Annotated in this window: 13 protein-coding genes; 5 read left to right on the top strand and 8 right to left on the bottom strand. The window is 42.5% G+C overall.

Annotated elements, in window-relative coordinates:
• Nucleotide 1 precedes the first annotated feature (1 nt).
• The gene (locus B050_RS0120615) at nt 2-1,360 is read left to right on the top strand and encodes a glycoside hydrolase family 88/105 protein (RefSeq protein WP_018475858.1); all 1,359 of its coding nucleotides are present in this window, start codon (nt 2-4) and stop codon (nt 1,358-1,360) included.
• A gap of 386 nt (nt 1,361-1,746) precedes the next feature.
• On the opposite strand, the gene B050_RS0120605 is transcribed toward B050_RS0120615, so the two are convergent.
• Nucleotides 1,747-3,228, bottom strand: coding sequence for a sulfatase family protein (locus tag B050_RS0120605; protein ID WP_018475856.1), 1,482 nt, complete (start codon nt 3,226-3,228; stop codon nt 1,747-1,749).
• Between the two features lie 91 nt (nt 3,229-3,319).
• Nucleotides 3,320-3,655: a DUF983 domain-containing protein gene (locus B050_RS0120600; protein ID WP_018475855.1), complete on the bottom strand. Its 336-nt coding sequence runs from the start codon at nt 3,653-3,655 to the stop codon at nt 3,320-3,322.
• 101 nt (nt 3,656-3,756) lie between these two features.
• On the opposite strand from B050_RS0120600, the gene B050_RS0120590 reads away from it, so the two are divergent.
• Both B050_RS0120590 and B050_RS0120585 read left to right on the top strand, forming a co-directional pair.
• Nucleotides 3,757-4,638 (top strand): AraC family transcriptional regulator, encoded by an 882-nt coding sequence (locus tag B050_RS0120590; RefSeq protein WP_026236058.1) that lies wholly within the window; start codon nt 3,757-3,759, stop codon nt 4,636-4,638.
• 316 nt (nt 4,639-4,954) lie between these two features.
• Nucleotides 4,955-7,924 carry a CHAT domain-containing protein gene (locus B050_RS0120585; protein WP_018475852.1) on the top strand — a complete coding sequence of 990 codons (2,970 nt, stop codon included), beginning with the start codon at nt 4,955-4,957 and terminating at the stop codon, nt 7,922-7,924.
• An 11-nt stretch (nt 7,925-7,935) separates the two neighbouring features.
• On the opposite strand, the gene B050_RS0120580 is transcribed toward B050_RS0120585, so the two are convergent.
• From B050_RS0120580 to B050_RS0120570, 3 genes are read right to left on the bottom strand one after another with little or no spacing between them, the layout of a single operon-like run.
• Nucleotides 7,936-8,295, bottom strand: a complete 360-nt coding sequence (locus tag B050_RS0120580) for a hypothetical protein (RefSeq protein ID WP_018475851.1) — start codon at nt 8,293-8,295, stop codon at nt 7,936-7,938.
• 12 nt (nt 8,296-8,307) lie between these two features.
• The gene (locus B050_RS0120575; protein WP_018475850.1) at nt 8,308-9,048 is read right to left on the bottom strand and encodes a zf-HC2 domain-containing protein; all 741 of its coding nucleotides are present in this window, start codon (nt 9,046-9,048) and stop codon (nt 8,308-8,310) included.
• Between the two features lie 3 nt (nt 9,049-9,051).
• A complete protein-coding gene (locus tag B050_RS0120570; protein WP_018475849.1) occupies nt 9,052-9,591 on the bottom strand; it encodes an RNA polymerase sigma factor in 540 nt (179 codons plus the stop codon).
• A gap of 784 nt (nt 9,592-10,375) precedes the next feature.
• Here B050_RS0120570 and B050_RS0120565 point away from each other — a divergent pair.
• Nucleotides 10,376-11,572 (top strand): hypothetical protein, encoded by a 1,197-nt coding sequence (locus B050_RS0120565; protein WP_026236057.1) that lies wholly within the window; start codon nt 10,376-10,378, stop codon nt 11,570-11,572.
• Between the two features lie 188 nt (nt 11,573-11,760).
• Here B050_RS0120565 and B050_RS0120560 read toward each other — a convergent pair whose 3' ends face one another.
• Complete coding sequence (locus tag B050_RS0120560; protein ID WP_018475847.1) at nt 11,761-13,326, bottom strand: outer membrane protein assembly factor BamB family protein; 1,566 nt, start codon at nt 13,324-13,326, stop codon at nt 11,761-11,763.
• A 379-nt stretch (nt 13,327-13,705) separates the two neighbouring features.
• Complete coding sequence (locus B050_RS0120555) at nt 13,706-14,359, bottom strand: oxygen-insensitive NAD(P)H-dependent nitroreductase NfsB (RefSeq protein WP_026236056.1); 654 nt, start codon at nt 14,357-14,359, stop codon at nt 13,706-13,708.
• Nucleotides 14,360-14,599: 240 nt separating this feature from the next.
• On the opposite strand from B050_RS0120555, the gene B050_RS0120550 reads away from it, so the two are divergent.
• The gene (locus B050_RS0120550; protein ID WP_018475845.1) at nt 14,600-15,457 is read left to right on the top strand and encodes an AraC family transcriptional regulator; all 858 of its coding nucleotides are present in this window, start codon (nt 14,600-14,602) and stop codon (nt 15,455-15,457) included.
• Nucleotides 15,458-15,536: 79 nt separating this feature from the next.
• Here B050_RS0120550 and bla read toward each other — a convergent pair whose 3' ends face one another.
• Nucleotides 15,537-16,301: a subclass B1 metallo-beta-lactamase gene (gene bla, locus B050_RS0120545; RefSeq protein ID WP_018475844.1), complete on the bottom strand. Its 765-nt coding sequence runs from the start codon at nt 16,299-16,301 to the stop codon at nt 15,537-15,539.
• Nucleotides 16,302-16,633: the final 332 nt, after the last annotated feature.

The following is a 16,633-nucleotide window of genomic DNA, read 5'->3' as shown; positions in this document are numbered from 1 at the left end:
TATGCATATCATAAGCCATACCAAAGTTCGAATAGCCTCGGTGATTGCGCTGCTGGTCATAGGTACTCCTGTGATCGGACAAGAGGTCCAAACGGATAGCAATACGCCACTGCATCTGATACAGCCAGCTTACGAAATACCCTATGGACAGGTGACGGCCAATAGTGTGGAGGAAAGCCTCTCCCGTATTCTCCATTACCTCCAGCAAAATACCCCTTACCAATTTCTGAACAAGGAAGGAAAGCCCGTGGAGCTCGGGCAGGCCAATGAGGAGTCCCTATTGAAAAAGGGAGATTTCAGAATATTCAGTTATGAATGGGGCGTCACCTATGCTGGAATGCTGGCGGCGGGGGAAGCCATGGACAATTCCTCTTATACCGAGTATGCTTTAGAACGGCTAGAGTTTTTGGATGCTTCCTATACTCATTTTTCTAAATCTGCTGACAAAAGTCAGCCAGATGAAGGACCGATCGCTCGGGTAATGCATCCTCATGCCTTGGATGATGCTGGTGCGCTCTGCGCCGCACTGATTAAGGCCAAAGATCAGGGGCTGAATCGGGATATCAGGCCTTTGGCCAGCCATTATATTGATTTTATAATGCAGGATCAGTATCGATTCTCAGATGGTACCCTGGCACGAAACCGCCCAGTGGAAAATACCCTATGGCTGGATGATCTTTTTATGAGTGTGCCGGCGCTGGCTCAGATGGGCAAGCTTACCGGAGAGGAGGCGTATTATGATGAAGCAGTGACCCAGGTCCTGGCTTTTGCAGAGAGGATGTTTAATGAAGACAAAGGACTGTTTATGCATGGATGGGTCCTTGGAGCAGACAGCTATCCTCAGTTTCACTGGGGAAGGGCTAACGGTTGGGCATTCATGACGCTGGTAGAGCTTCTGGACGTCCTTCCTGAGCAGCATCCCCAGCGAGCTGACATGATGGATTTATTCAGAAAGCATGCAATGGGACTTGCTTCTTATCAGTCTTCCATCGGTTTTTGGCACCAGCTGCTGGACAGAAATGATAGTTATTTGGAGACTTCCGCCACCGCTATTTTCACCTATGGCTTCGCAAAGGCCATCAATAAGGGATGGTTGGATTATAGAGTATTTGGCCCGATGACTTTATTAGGATGGGCTGCGGTGGATAGCAAGATCAATGATCAGGGACAGGTGGAAGGAACCTGTGTGGGTACGGGTATGGGCTTTGACCCGGCATTTTATTACCATCGCCCCGTGAGTGTGTATGCTGCACATGGCTATGGACCCGCCTTACTCGCAGGAGCAGAGGTGTACCAACTAATCGGAAGCCATCCCTATGAAATCAATGAAACGGCCGTTCAGTTTTTGGAAAATAAATGATGGGCTTGAGCTTCCGTTGCTGACGCAAAATTGATCTTACTAAAAAAAACGAGTAAAGGCAGGATAACTAATAAAGCTGTAAATCCTCCGATTCTAAATTATAGCTGAGCTTTCAGAGGATTTAAGTTCCATTATTTACGGTCAAAAGGGCGACAATGGCATACCAAAGCTCCGGAGATAAAGCTAATGTCTTACCTCGGTGTTTAGCCTTAAAACCAAAGTCAATAGGTATAAGCCCTATGAAAAAAAGAACCTTCCTCAGGCTAAAAATGCTGCTGGGGAAGGTTCTTTTTCTAGAGGAAGGCATTACAAAAGCCTTATAACCTTTATCATTATTCCTAAATAAATAGGGGGCTACGGCAAATATTCCTAGCGTGGTAATGTTCTCAATTAGCTAGATTTCTGACGCTATCTAATTCATGGGTCAGTTCCTGTACCATGTCAGGGAAATCGCTATACCTGTTTGAAGTTTCTCCAGGGTCTTCTTCCAGATTATAAAGTTGACCGGGAGTATCGATTCCATAGCCATCAGGATTTAGCCCATCACTGAATCCACCGGATAAATTGGACTCTATGAATTTCCAGGGGCCTTTACGATAGACAAACACGCCTCTATGTGAATGAAGAACCAGCGATTCTCTACCAGGGGCTGAAGGATCCTTAAGGGTGGGCAGGAAGCTCAACCCATCGGGGGATACGTTTTGCTCATATTCTCCACCGATGAGGTCCCTGACAGTCGCCATGAGATCCAGGGAGGAAACGAGTTGTGTGTTTTCAGAGTTTTTTGGGATGCTGCCTGGCCATTTTACGATAAAGGGGACGCGGTGGCCACCTTCCCAGGCATCACCTTTTAGACCTCGGTAATCGCCATTAGCAGCATGACCATAATCAGCGATGACAGAGGCCACAGGTCCGGAATAGTTCTCACCATTTCGTGCTGGAGAGCCATTGTCAGAGGTAAATACTAATAAGGTTTCCTCGGTCAATCCGGCTTCTTCCAGGGCGCTGACGATCTGTCCGACGGTCCAGTCCACCTGCTGCACAAAATCCCCGTATTTACCCGCTTTGCTCGTTCCTACAAATTCCTCACTTGGAGCGATGGGCGTATGCGGGGCGGTAAGCGCAAAATACATGAAGAAGGGTTTTTGAGACTTCGACTGGCTTAGGATATAGTCTGACGCCTCCTTGGTGATCCGCGGCATGACGGCTTCCAGGGTCCATCCGGGACTCATCATCCCAGCCAAACCGTAATAATCTTTAGGCTTATCCAGCGTGGGAGCCTCGACAATATGCTCGTTTTCTATATAGGCATAAGGTGGATAATTGGGTACATCATCTCCAAAATAATAATCGAAGCCTACGGCCAATGGTCCTCCCTTAACCTCCTGAAAATAATCCACGGTGCCACCATTATTTGACCATGGCTTGGCTGCATCCGTCACCGGCCAGTCCCATCCCAGGTGCCATTTGCCAATAGCAGCGGTGGAATAGCCTGCCTTTCTTAGCATTTCAGCCATCGTTTCTTGTTCAGCTTCTATTAATGGCAGCTCCCAGGGGTGAAGAACGCCTGACTTCAGCCGCGTTCTCCAGCTATACCTACCAGTCAATATCCCATAGCGTGTTGGGGTACAAACCGCGGAGGGTGAGTGGGCATCCGTGAAAAGCATGCCTTCATTTGCTAGTTGGTCCAAATAAGGTGTGCTTACCTTGGCTTGTGAATTGTACGCCACTATATCTCCATATCCCATATCATCCGCAAGGATGATGATGATATTAGGTGCTTTGTTTTTAGTATCAGTGTTTTTTACCTTACAGGAAACTAAGAAGGTCAAAAACAGGCAGGTAAATAATAGTATGCTGTTTTTCATAAGTAAAATGGTGCGTATGCCCCATAAATCTACCTAAAAAATATAGGATAACTCTATTTACTTCTGTTATTTATTTGAATTACTTGACTGTTTACACGAGATGCATCCAGACTAGCCGGGATTTCCTGAAATTGAATGGCCAGAAAAGAAGGATTGGAAGGAGGAGGAAGTAAATCAGGTATTCCTCAGAGACGGGCAAAATAAGGTAGAGAAGGAAAGCAAGGGCTGACTCGATAATGCATAGGCCATAGCTCACAAACATGGCCCCAAAAAAGAAGCCGGGTTCTTTTTCGAAACGATGATCGCAATGAAGGCAATTGCGGTTCATCTTTGGCATCTTAATCAATGACCAGGAATTCCGTTCATCGAATACCTGCCCTTGATGGCAGTTAGGACATTTTTCTTTAAGGATATCGAGTAGCATCATAGGATCATTTTTTCACGTTTCTTACTGGGACAAAATTAATACTCCCCAGAGGAAATTTGTTTTCAATTTGTTGCTTATTTTTGTACAAATCGGACATGATCATGGCAGACTTAGACGTTTTACAATTGCATAATTTTGGGGCGGATTCACCCAGAGAGTTTTATTGCAATACCTTTCAGGAGCATATTCGTACCTTCCATAAGGACATTACCATTCCCCATAAGCACAATTTCTATTTAACAGTCTTGTTTACCCACGGCATGGGTAGGCATGAAATAGATTTCGAGGAATATCCAATTTATCCTGGAGCCATATTTATGCTGAATCCTGGTCAGACTCATCATTGGGAACTTTCGGAGGATGCGGACGGCTATATTTTCTTTCATTCCAGAGACTTTTATGATTCCTATTTTAGTCAGCATTCAGTAAATGAATTTCCATTTTTCAGTTCGCTTATGAATGCATCAGGTCTTAAGATCCCTAAAGCTAGCAGCCCATTATTATGGCAGCTTTTTGGGGAATTATATGAGAAAACAAGGAGCAAAACTAATAATGCCCCTTCCATAGCGAGAGGGATTATCCAGCTGATTTACCTTTATTTGGACCAGGCTTATCGTGAGCAGGGAATGGTGTCACCCAGTCATCCAGGTGGCTATTCGCGACATATGCAGGAATTCGAAAAATTAATAGAAAGGAATTTTATCAGTGAGAAGCAAGTTTCTCAGTATGCGGACTGGCTGAATATCACCCCTAGGCACCTGAATCGGGTAAGTCAATCAGCTGTGGGGAAATCCCCCATTTCCCTCATCACTGCCCGCGCGATGCTGGAAGCCAAAAGGATGTTATATTATACCGATAAACCGATAGGCGAGATTGCCACGCTGCTCGGCTTTGACGATTTGGCTTATTTCTCTAGGCTGTTCAAAAAACATTGCGGAATCTCTCCAAGACACTTCCATCAGTCCTTCAAGCGCAATAACTGAGGTCAAAGAACCTGGAGCCACAGAGGTATATGTACAATATATAGCCGTTGGTAATTTTAACTTAGCTTATCCATTGATTTTTTACCAAAAAAATGTATTTTATTCTATAATTATGGTATTTTTATTATGAAATAGTTGGATGCGGGAGTCTTAGTTCCATCTCTGTACTTTGGGTTAATAATATTATCATAATTTGGCAGCGGATCATCCGAGAATACAATCTTCATCGCTACTTGGATGAATAGGGAAGATATCATCCTTCTTTTCTTTTAGTATGCCTTCTTTAGTAAGGATTTTATCTTATTCGCATCGAGTCATGAAGTTTTCATTTGTCAGCAGCCTAATTTCATTATTTTTCATTCTTTCAGGAAATGCAGCTTTATATGCTTTTCAGGTTGATTATGAGTCGATTACAGAGAGGGAGGAATTTAAGGTTCCCGAGGAAAGGGACATGAGTGTTCCCCAACGATTGGCTTATTATGATCAGTTGACAAAGGATTTTGTGAAGGTGGAGGACTATGATGCAGCGATCATTTCCAGGACCAAGATGGCTGGTATCCAAATAGGGCTTTGGCGACTTCCAGAGGCCAGGAAGCTGATTAAGGAGACGGAGAAAATGTATAAACGCTCCTCGCAGGATTCCCTGATTTTGGCAGATATATATTACCGAAAGGGGGTCTATTATGATTATAATGGTCAAATTGATTCTGCACTTTATACGCATCATTTCGCCCTGAAAATCAGGCGGGCGTTTTATGGTGATAATTCACGGTATGTGGCTTCCAGTTTGATTTCTATAGGAGAGATTTATCATTATACCCTTGGGGATTATTATAATGCAGATCAATTCTACCAAAGGGCACAGGCCATTTATGATAAAAATCCTTCCATAGCGACCCCGGTGAGATTGGCAAATTTATACTATGTAATCGCCTCTTGTCTGCGGAATGTCGGAGACACCGATCTGGCAAATAGCTATGCCTTCAAGGCGTTTCATCTTTTTCAGGAGACTAATGCGAGCAGGTATCTGGACCTGAGTTCCTGCCTAAATGCTATGGGAACGGCCTATTTTACCGCCAATGAATACGATAAGGCTATCGTTAGTTTTAAGGAAGCCATAGAATTGATCCAAAAGGAGCCTTATTATATGAAGGCAAATATGCCGATCTTCCAGTCCAATCTGGCGGCCGTTTATATCAACCAGAAAGACTATCCCTCAGCTATAAACACGCTTGACGAGGTGATAGCAAGTTTTGACCAGAAGTCAGATCCGGCTTTATTTCCAATTTACCTGCAGATGGTAAGTGCGCAGACGGTGAAAGCTCCTCAGCAGGCCAGGAAGTATATGGCTTTGGCTAGGGATATGCTTCCCGGTCATTCTATTGCAGAAAGTAAGGAGGCGAGTGTCGTTTGGAGTCAGTTTTACCATTATACTGGGCAGCAGGATTCAGCGATTTATTATGCAGAAATAGTTCTCCAGCATGAGGGGGTTTTTCATTGGGAAACGCTGTCGGAGGATTCATTGGCCATGATGAACGTACCGCAGGTATTGGATGGGATGAAAATGGTGGCCAATGGCTATACCAAAATGTATCTGCAGCATCCAGCGCCTGATTACCTGGACAAGGCCTTGCAGGCTTATATTTCTTTCGATAGAGTTTTGATGCATTTCCGAAGTAATATCAAGGTGGAAAGTGCCAAGGTAGGCCTAGCAGGTCGGTATAAGTCGGTGTATGAAAGCGGTCTAGGCGTGGTCAGTCAAATGTGGAAAACCCAGCCAGACTCTTCTTTGGCTAGGGTGGCGCTGCGATTTATGGAGAATAGTAAGTCGCTCAGCATGTTGGATTATATTCGCCATGCGGAGCTGCTCGATCATATCGGCGTGGAGGACAGCATTCGATCCCAGGAAAATGAGTTGGTTTCCCGAATCGCTAAGTGCCAGGCGATCCTGCAGACGCAGCCCGGGGATTCATTGCTTGTCCTCTTGAAGGAGGAATATTTTCAGTTGCAGAAGAATCTTCAAATGCTGAAGCAGACCATGTCCTCCAGCTACCCCAAGTATTTTGAGTCTAAATACGGTACTGAGCGAGTAAGTTTGAAGCAACTTAGCCTGTATTTACAGAAAAATGAGGCCAGCATGGCGGAGTATTTTTATGGAGACTCCACTGCATTTAGGCTTTATATCGAAATGGATGGCTCAATTTCTCTGGATAAATTGAAGGATTTTGAAGGCTTGAAAAGTGATCTGAGTGCTTTCAGAAGCCATTTTATGGCAAAGCCTAGTTATGGAGATGAACTTGCGAATTTTCAGGAATTTACCCGATTGGGAAATAGGCTATATACCCGACTGCTTCCTGCTGATATCTCAGAAGTCAGGAATTTAATTCTTATTCCCGACGGTGCTCTGTCCACGGTTCCATTTGAAAGTTTCCTTAGCTCAGCAACTAAAAGCCTGACGGTGGATTATAGAAATCTGGATTATCTGGTCAGATCCTGCCCGATTTCCTACGGATTTTCTGCCCAGCTGCTGGTGGAAGATTCGGAGAATACCCTAGATAATAATAATATTATGGCTTTCAGCTATGGGCAATCTGAGTCGGCAGTCTCCAATCTGGACCTGCTTGGAGCTCAGGAGGAGTTGAAACATATGGCCTCCTTGTTCCCCATCGCTAGCTTCAGTGGCAATGCTGCCACAAAGCGCAATTTCTTTAGCAATGCGGGTGAGGCTGATATCATTCATATGGCAGTACATGGACGCGCCAATATGACCAACCCGATGAAGGCCGCCTTGATTTTTAGAGATAGCCTTGGCCTAGGAGTTGATTCATTGTTTTATTATGAACTGATGAATATCCCTATGAAGGCCAATCTGGCCGTGCTGGCCTCCTGTGAAACGGGGATGGGCAAATACTTGGATGGGGAAGGGGTATTTAACCTCGCTCGTGGCTTCCGATATGCGGGATGCAAATCACTGCTGGCGAGCCTCTGGCAGGTGGATGATATGAGCACTTCGAAGATCATTAGTGGCTTCTATGGCCATTTCAAAAAAGGTAAAAATCTCGCTCAGTCCATCCAACTGGCAAAATTAGACTATATAAATACCTCGGACGAGCAAATGGCTCATCCAAGGTATTGGGCAGGCATGGTGCCCGTGGGCAATGCTGCCGCTGGCACTAATCACCTTTTCCTTTGGTATGCACTTGTATTTGCCGGACTACTTCTCACCCTGTACCTCAATAGAAGGAAATTGCGTGAATATTCATCCTCTATTAACCGGCGCAAATAAGACTTTGGGTTTTAAAGTATATTGGACTTGTCTAGTAAAATAAATAGAGAGCTTCCCTGATCGGTAAAATCAATGATATCTCCATCCTTAATTTCATGCTCTGGATTACCATTTTGATCATAGGTTCCTTGAAAAAGGAAAAGTTTGAAATCTAAGCCATCGGCTGTCCTGAAGCGAACCACCCCTAATTGAAAATAGGCCTTGGGGTTGTTTATGCTTTTTAGGAATTTTTTAAGGGCTTTTTCTACTGGCCAGGATTTTTGGCCTTCTGTCTCGTCCTCATTTAAATAGGGCTCAGTGTCGTCGGAGGGCCTTCTTACATCCCGCACCGTCCCATAAGGATAAACTAAATATTTCTCACTAGTTGACATAGTATTATAGTATTATAGGTTAGAAATAATTTTTGATGCTTTCTCGGAATAAGAATTTTGGCCTGAAGAGATGAGGCTTAGAAGTTCCTTAGCCTGCTCTGTCTTTCCTTGAGCGAGGTAGCTCATGGAGAGGTACCAGCGCATCTGTAAGGCCAGTGGCCCGGGGTATTCCATGGCAGCCTTCAGCTTAGCTTCCGCTTCCATGGGTTTTCCTAGCGCCATCAGGGCATTCCCCTCATAGAATAATATCAATCCCCCACGATTGCCTTCATGGTTTTCGTCTGCGAGCAAATCCATGCTTTTTTGATATTGACCTGCCGTATAAGCCGCAAAAGCACGTTCTAAATTGCTGCTGGGCTCTTTGCCGCGTACCGGCGCATAGGCGATGGGCGGGTAGGGGCTGAAGTTTTCTGCATAGAGCCTCTCTGGACCGGTATCCTGACCGATAGTCAGATAGATCGCAAACCCTGCCACCAGGATCAAGGCAAAAGCAGCTGCCATCCTCCAGGCTACTGTAGAGTTGGGCTTGCGGACCTTATTTTGATGTCTTGCTTTTTGTTCAAGATTATTTATCTGTTGCCAGGCGTTTGATCGGGCTTCCATTTTGATCCCTTCGATCAGTTTTTTGTGCAGCAGGATGTCCTGCTGAAGGTCTGGAGAAAGTGCTAATTTTTCTTCAAACACCTCCCGCTCAGTTGGCGACAGCTCCCCGTCAAGGTATCGTTGTATCGTTATTTGATCTTGCTCTTCCATTTCTTACACATTTGTGGTCATCACTAATTTCTTGAGCCGCTGCATGCACTTGTACTTCTGGTTCTTTGCAGTATCGGGATTCTTATAGTTCAATGCATGAGCAATATCCTCCATCGATCTGTTTTCGTAATACACCAATTCCAAAAGCTTCTTGCATGGATCTCCCAAAGTCCTCAATGCGCTGATAATCATGTTTTCCTGATCCAGATCTGGAAAGGTCTGCTCTTCTTCCATTTGGAAATATTCCTCTCTTATTTCATAAGCCTTTTTGGATTCTACTCTTATATGCTCCAAAATCTTGTATTTACCGATCCCAAACAGATAGGTCTTGATGCTGGAAGTAAGGTATTGCAGTTTCCCGGTGAGGACATTTTCATAAAATATATAGAAAGTGACTTGATAGATTTCTTGCCCTTCTTCTTTCGAGCAATTATATTGTTTCTTTAGCCAGGATATAAATGGCTCCCTATGCTGGACATACACCTTCTCCAGTACTTGCTGGTCCCCAGCTCGTATATGAATCAGTATCTCATGGTCTGTCATCTGCTCTTTTATGATAGTTGTGGTGAAAAGTAACCTGCAAATGAATATAATATTTTAAATCAATTTATGAAAGGTGTTTTGTACTAAAAAAAATGATATTTATATTAATATATTTCGATTTCATAACGATACGCAGCATAAAAGTTATAATAAAAGTGTTTTTTAGTAGATTGACAATTTATAGGCTATCGGTAGTTCCTGCTATTTCGTCTTCCATATTGGCTGTGATTCCTAGTCGGACTTATCCTTTCCTTTCCTTATTCATTCATTATATCTTCTTTTTTAGGCCATTAATATCATTTTCACTTTTCTTGATTTTCCCTCTATTATATCCTGAGTCAGCACAGCATGCGGCCTTTATCGAGGCTAATTTAGAGAAAGGCTGTTAGGTCAACTGTACCCTTCTTATCCTTTACAGTCATGAAATATTTTTTTTAAAAATCACCTTTTTTTTATCCATAATCGGCTTTGATATTCCTCTATGCGGTTTTATACGTTTTATCAATAGTAGTACTCGCACCCAAAATTTATAGTTTACCGCTCTTGGTAATCTTCACAACTCCCTCCCATTAGCTTTTCTGTCCTTGTAATATTTTCGATCCTTAGGAATAGTGTTTCCTATAAGGCAGCTAGAATATCTTCTTAGGAAAGGATGGAGGCGGGACTATAAGTGATTTATAATTAAGGATATATGGTTTATAATCCATGATGATCTGCCGTAATGGGTTACTTTTTGGCAGATTGCTCATTAAAGGTATTATTATTCACTTTTAATGTTTCAGTCATGAAAAACGTAAGCTATTTATTACCCAAAATCATCCTAATGGCGATGGTACTATTTACCATTGCTCATGTTTCACTTTCTCAAACTAAAATTGGAAGTCTATATTTAAAAGAAGCTGCCACCCAGGGTTTAGATTCTGTATATTCTGCTAATTCCAGTGCTATAAAGGCCGATATCCCCTTTAGGATTGATTCGATCAATGTATTTGTGGAAGACGGTGTCATCAAGCGCATGTTTATCACCACTGACCAGCCCGACAAATACAGGTTCGAAAATCAAAAAATCATTTCTATTCAGCATCTCAATGCAGGGAGGCTAAACGATTATTTTTATAATATTCGCGAACCTAAAGGCAAAAGAACGGGAATTCAATTGAGGCAATTTCTGTATTATGATAATGTCTCCAAGTATTCCATGATTCCCGATGATGCAAACTTTGTATTGAAGGCGTCTGAACCTTCCTATACCTTCACTCGTGGCTCCAAGCTTGACATTGACCTTAGGGTTTATACCGATCTTTTAGGGACCATCTTTGGCGAACCCAATGGGATTATCCAAACAGAAGGTAATTTCAAGATCCTATTGAACACCAATAATCTGCCTAATAATAATTTTGTGGTATTCAATTACCTGAAACCGAGTTTTCAACTGAGCAAGTTTGATAGCAAGGACAAATTTGTCACAAATGAAGCGGATGTAAACCGACTAGAGTTTATCCAAAAAAGCCCCTTTACATTCGGTTTGGACATTAATATTTTCAATAGTCAGTTCCGTAATGGTGGAAATTGGACTTTTGATATGGGATATGTATATTATAATTCCCTTCTCAATAATGAGGAGAATGAAGATGATCCTTATCAAATCAATTCTCATGGATTTAAAATTCAAACCGGCTTGGATTTAAGGATTACTGAGGCGGCGGTGTTCAGGATAAACCCAAGTTTCCAGCGTCACTTCATGAATAAAACTGAGGCAGTAGTGGATATTCTGGATCCCCAGGCGGACGGCCCTGTCAGCATCCTGAATATCAATATGGAGCTGCAACAAGGGCTCAATGGTGAGCTTTCGGATAAATTGTTCCTGAGGTTTATCCCTTATTTTAACCTGAGTCAAACAGGTGGCGATTTTGTCCAGCTTCAGGTGGGTTACGCTAAGTCCATCAATAATATCAAGGAGAGTCTGAGTCCCAAAAAGTAGTGCTAAGCTCCGACACAACGCTTAAGCAGAACGGATCTTTCCTAATCCGCTTATTGGGATTATAGATGAATTACCACACTTAAATTGCAGGTCTTATGCCTACCATAGTAGGAGATACCTGATGGAAGCCATTGAAGTCAATATAACAACAGGAAGGTCCAGTACTGGGAGGACCTTCCTGTTTTACCTTATTCACCAATTTTTATCAGGTATTTGAGCGTGCGGTGATAGAGGCTGCCATTGGCGAAGGAGGGGGTGTTGACAGACCATGTTTTGCCCTTCGGGCCAAGGTCATTCACACTAATCAAGGCTTTAGCATCCAGCTCAGGACTTTGGGCATCCACCACATAAACCAGTCCCAGCATCGTGGTGAAGTAGATTTTCCCATTGATGGCAATGGGATTACCATTAAAATTCCAATGCCAGCCATCCCGTTTTGACCTAGGGTCATGGGCCACATCCAGGCCACGGATATTATTCGTTTCCGTCACCAATTCCTCATTCCAGATATATTCTTTTTGATCCGCCTGCAGGTTAAAATGCACAGGTAATTCCAAGAACTGTGTTTCGCCGGTTTCTAAGTCCACCTTAGCCATGCTATAGTCCGGCCCAATATTTTTACGGTATCTTCCCTTTTTGAAGCAAAGGAAATACAGCTGATCCTCAATGAGAATATTAGTGTACCAGGCAGGGAAAACATTCAGTTCCTCTTGATCAAAATAAGCCTTGGCATCTTGGGCTTCATATTGGGATTTTTCCTTATCCCAAAGGCGAACAGTACCATTTCTCAGGTCAATTTTACGAATTAGCTTCCCTGTGTCAGGGTTGAGAACATGAAGTTCATTTTCTTTTTCGGTAAACCAAACGGCATAGGAATCATTCCAGCTGGCATGGTAGAGCGCTTCCCCTTGGTCGGCCTCATATTTCCATATTCTGTGGCCATCTTTTAAGCTGATCATGGAATAGCCTTTTGGTTTCTCAGGTACCTTATGATGTCCACCACGCCCGATAAGCACGGCTGCCTCGCCCTCATTGGTCATGCCAAATTGCGGTGTATTATAATGGGTAAGGGCATCTTGCGATACCCAAAGCATCTTCCCCGTTTTCTTGTCGAGGGCGGTGAGGTAATTCCATCCATAAGTGCGGATTCCATCTTCTTTCATATAGGGCTCCATATTCAGGATGATGTCCTCATGGATCATCGGCTCAAACTGCTTATTAAAGGGGAAATGGATGCTGTCCAACTCGGAAACAGGGATCCAATTATGCTGCCACTGGAGTTTTCCAGCCATATCAAAGCAACTTATAATTCCACTGGCATTATAAAACCACACGGACTGACCGTCGGTCAAAGGGCTGGGAGTGGAGCTATCGCTGAAGCCATACATATATTCGGAGGGCAAGCTTCCGGCCATGGGTCTTTCCCATAGGATCTCACCGCTATTGGCATCCAGGCAGATGGCTAATATATCGGTACCCATTAGGTCTTCCTTTTGGGGGGCTTGCTGGATGGGTTTCATGACGGTGAGAAATATACGATCCTCCCAGACGGCGATGCCACTCTGACCACCTTCAGGTAGGGGAGTTTTCCATTCGATATTCTCTCCAGTGGTGACACTAAAAGAAGTAGGGGCGGACTGCTCAGAACTGAGAACCCACTTGCCATTGGGGCCCGCAGCCTGGGGCCAATTTGATTGTGAATAAGAAGGAACTGAAAATAAAACGGCAAGAAGAAAATAAAGTAGACGATGCATTTGTGGAGCTTATTGTTTTTGATTGACCTAAAAGATTGGTTATTCTAGCAGGGGCATTTCTAGAAGACCAAATATAATTTTATTGAGGGAATAATAATATTGTTGAAAGGAAAAATTACTTTCGAATCCTATTCGAAGGAGAGACCGAAGAGTTAGGTCTTTATTATTTAAGCCTTATAATAATAAATGGATAGGGGAGATAAAAAAATTTAAGGAACTACAAATAATGTGGTGGTACTACTTTTGATTTTCCCTTTGACAATTTCAGACTGCCAAATTGGATAGAATTAAGATTATGTCTATAAGCCTATGTCATAATATAGACTCTTTCTTCTAAACCAATCTGGTGCAGCCTGAGAAGGTGTTTTGGGGATATAATTTAAACTAAGGTGATGATTTCTTCTTCCGGAAGTCTGGACTTAGGAGTACTGGCATTAAAATCACTTTCTAGTCGATAGCCAAGTGAAACTACCGCGATAGCTGTAAAACCCTTTTCTCTCAAACCAAATTCACTATCCAGCACTTTCATATCGACGCCCTCCATGGGCACCGCATCAATAGAAAGTGCCGCAGCTCCCAATAATAAATTCCCTATATTTAAGTACACCTGCTTCTCCATCCAATGTTGAAGGTCCTTAGTTTCATATTTATGAATATCGGCAAAGGCATTTCTTCCCCCATGCATCATTTGTTTAAGTTCTGAAGTAGGAAACCGTCCGTCCTTTTCTTCCTGCTCAAGGATATGCTGCATATAGGGTTCGTCTGCAGTGAGTCGGGAGGCAAATACAATAATATGAGAAGCTTCAGTGATTTTTTTAGCGTTAAATTCGAAGAAACCATGGGCACTTTTAGCCACTTTTTCTTTTCCCTCCCTGGTATGAGCAATTACAAAATGCCAAGGCTGTAAATTAGTGCTGGATGGACTCATGCGCAGGAGATTTGTGACTTGTTTAAAATCCTTAGCACTTATCTTTTTAGCTGGGTCAAATGATTTGGTGGAGTACCTCCAATTTAAAACGTTTTCTAAATTCATTATGAGAAAATTTTTTATGTAATAAAATACCATTAACATCATTGTTAATGGTGGGAAAGGAATTGCTCCGATTTTCCTTTACAAAAGTGCGGGTATAAATTGTGATTTTTGTTGTATGTATATTGGGTTGTATTGTATCTATATTGGATATTTTACTTATTTTTATGTTTATCAGGGACTATTTAAATGATTGTCTCAGAAACACCCTTATATTTGACTTGTAAAACCGATATTTATACAATGATTATTGAAGATTCTTCCACATTATTTGAAATTGAAGTAGAGGTGTTTAAAGAATGGCATAAGCGGCCCCATAAGCATAACTTTTTCGAATTGGTATTTATAGAACGGGGCAGCGGTACTCAATGCATCAACTATGAAGAATTTCCTTACCAGGCAGGGAATCTGTTTTTATTGCCTCCTTTGGACTGCCATTCTTTTAAGATTGTGGAAGAGACTACCTTTTACTTTATCCGATTTACAGATCAGTATTTTCTTAATGATAATGGTTTTGGAAATTATCAGGGATGGTTTGACAAGATGGCCTATATTTTAGCCAATTATAATAAGCGCCCCGGTGATATCCTGAATTCAGATAGGGAGCGGCATTATATTAAAGAAAGTATCTATTTTATTCACAAAGAGTACCTTAGCAAAGAGCAGTTCAGCAATTCGGTCGTGGCAGGAATCATGACGGCGATAATTAATATTCTTGCTCGATCAGTGGAGAGGTTTTATGTGGACTTAGGGAATGAGCGCCACCAGCGTTTTGGAGAAATTCTTAGGTATATTCACTATCATTTAATGGACACAGAAAAACTGAAAATCCCAGTAATCTCCTCCGAGTTTAATGTTTCCCCTAGTTATTTTTCCGAATATTTTAAAAAGCAGTCGGGCAAGAGCCTTGCTGATTATATCATTCGCGCAAAACTAAAATTGGTAGAAACAAAGGTGGTGCATACCGATTTGACCTTAAAAGAAATAGCCCATCAACTTAATTTCACAGACAGCAGTCATCTTGCACGGACATTCAAGTCAGTGTATGGAATGACCGTCAAGGAGTATAAGAAAAGCGGTATTGGATGCTGCGCTTCATGATCTTTGCTTAGAAGGGGTTTAAGATAAAACTCGCAAGAGAGAAATTCCCTTAATGGCTGTGCCTTTAACTAGCCTGCCCTCATTCGAACATCTCGATCGTATAGGTAAGAAGGCTGCTATCACCAGTGTCTCCATGCCCTGGAATTACCTTGTTTATTTGGGGGTATTTGAGCGCTATTTTCTCGACCGTTTCACTCCATGCCCGAGTATTGGCGTCTTCAAGGTTTCCCTTGGAAGCCCCCGCAGCTTTGATCAGACAGCCTCCAAAAAGCAGTCGGTCGGTAGGGAAATAGGCGGTAATATTATCTACTGTATGGCCTTCGCCAAAATAATCACATAGCACCTGCTCCCCCCCAAGTCTAAGGCTAAGGTGATGATCAAATTCATTAATCTCTGGCAAGTTTTGAGTAGGTGTTTTTTTTAATTGTTCCACCGTCCTGCTATGGGCATAAATCTCAATTCCAGCTTCATCGATTTGGGATAATCCAGCTACACAGTCGGCATGGAAGTGCGTCGGGACCATAGCGGTAATCCTAAGTGCAAGGCTATCCCGTAATAAGCCGATCAATTCCGAGGTGACCTCGCCCGTGGCGGGGCTATCAAAAATTATCGCCTCTTTATCATGAATGATCACCATTCCATTGCAGCCGACCTTGCCAAAGCTCTCGGTCTCCAAATAGGAAATATGAACATAGCTATGCTCAGAAACTTGCTGCAAAACTAAAGAAGGAGATTGGTAGATGATTTTTTGGTCAGAATTGGAGGCTTCAGTTTGACCGTAAGTAGTAAGACAATAGCAGAAGCAAAGGCTAAATTGCAGGAGCAGATAAGGGGTTCGGAGCATGCTGTGGTGGTTTTTATCCTTGAAAGTTTGGAAGCATAAGTTAGGTGATTTTCATAAAAAAATGTTAATGTAAGTACTATAAAAACTGGATAAATTCTTAGCCTCTCACAGATGTGTTCCGTCCTCCAATCTATGGGAATATATCATTGTAACTGTTTCATTTATCATTAAAAATCAGGGCGCAGCCTCTTCAATTCCCTGGCATTTTATTCTTCATTTCTTATAGGGTTATTTTTCTGTGATTTAATATTTGTGGACTTAAATAATTGATAATGAGTGACAAGCGGGGATTCTAGCAATAAGATTTTAGTTTTCACTTAGTCCCTATTAAA

Origin of the sequence: Echinicola pacifica DSM 19836 (assembly GCF_000373245.1) — a bacterium.
Classification (GTDB): Bacteria; Bacteroidota; Bacteroidia; order Cytophagales; family Cyclobacteriaceae; genus Echinicola; species Echinicola pacifica.
This window is presented reverse-complemented; position numbering and strand designations above follow the sequence as displayed.

Bases quoted from the DNA above. Each gene is read 5' to 3' on its own strand.
- B050_RS0120565 (WP_026236057.1), top strand. From the start codon at position 10,376: ATGAAAAACGTAAGCTATTTATTACCCAAAATCATCCTAATGGCGATG.
- B050_RS0120575 (WP_018475850.1), bottom strand. From the start codon at position 9,048: ATGGAAGAGCAAGATCAAATAACGATACAACGATACCTTGACGGGGAG.
- B050_RS0120590 (WP_026236058.1), top strand. From the start codon at position 3,757: ATGGCAGACTTAGACGTTTTACAATTGCATAATTTTGGGGCGGATTCA.
- B050_RS0120580 (WP_018475851.1), bottom strand. From the start codon at position 8,295: ATGTCAACTAGTGAGAAATATTTAGTTTATCCTTATGGGACGGTGCGG.
- B050_RS0120560 (WP_018475847.1), bottom strand. From the start codon at position 13,326: ATGCATCGTCTACTTTATTTTCTTCTTGCCGTTTTATTTTCAGTTCCT.
- bla (WP_018475844.1), bottom strand. From the start codon at position 16,301: ATGCTCCGAACCCCTTATCTGCTCCTGCAATTTAGCCTTTGCTTCTGC.
- B050_RS0120570 (WP_018475849.1), bottom strand. From the start codon at position 9,591: ATGACAGACCATGAGATACTGATTCATATACGAGCTGGGGACCAGCAA.
- B050_RS0120585 (WP_018475852.1), top strand. From the start codon at position 4,955: ATGAAGTTTTCATTTGTCAGCAGCCTAATTTCATTATTTTTCATTCTT.
- B050_RS0120550 (WP_018475845.1), top strand. From the start codon at position 14,600: ATGATTATTGAAGATTCTTCCACATTATTTGAAATTGAAGTAGAGGTG.
- B050_RS0120555 (WP_026236056.1), bottom strand. From the start codon at position 14,359: ATGAATTTAGAAAACGTTTTAAATTGGAGGTACTCCACCAAATCATTT.
- B050_RS0120600 (WP_018475855.1), bottom strand. From the start codon at position 3,655: ATGATGCTACTCGATATCCTTAAAGAAAAATGTCCTAACTGCCATCAA.
- B050_RS0120605 (WP_018475856.1), bottom strand. From the start codon at position 3,228: ATGAAAAACAGCATACTATTATTTACCTGCCTGTTTTTGACCTTCTTA.
- B050_RS0120615 (WP_018475858.1), top strand. From the start codon at position 2: ATGCATATCATAAGCCATACCAAAGTTCGAATAGCCTCGGTGATTGCG.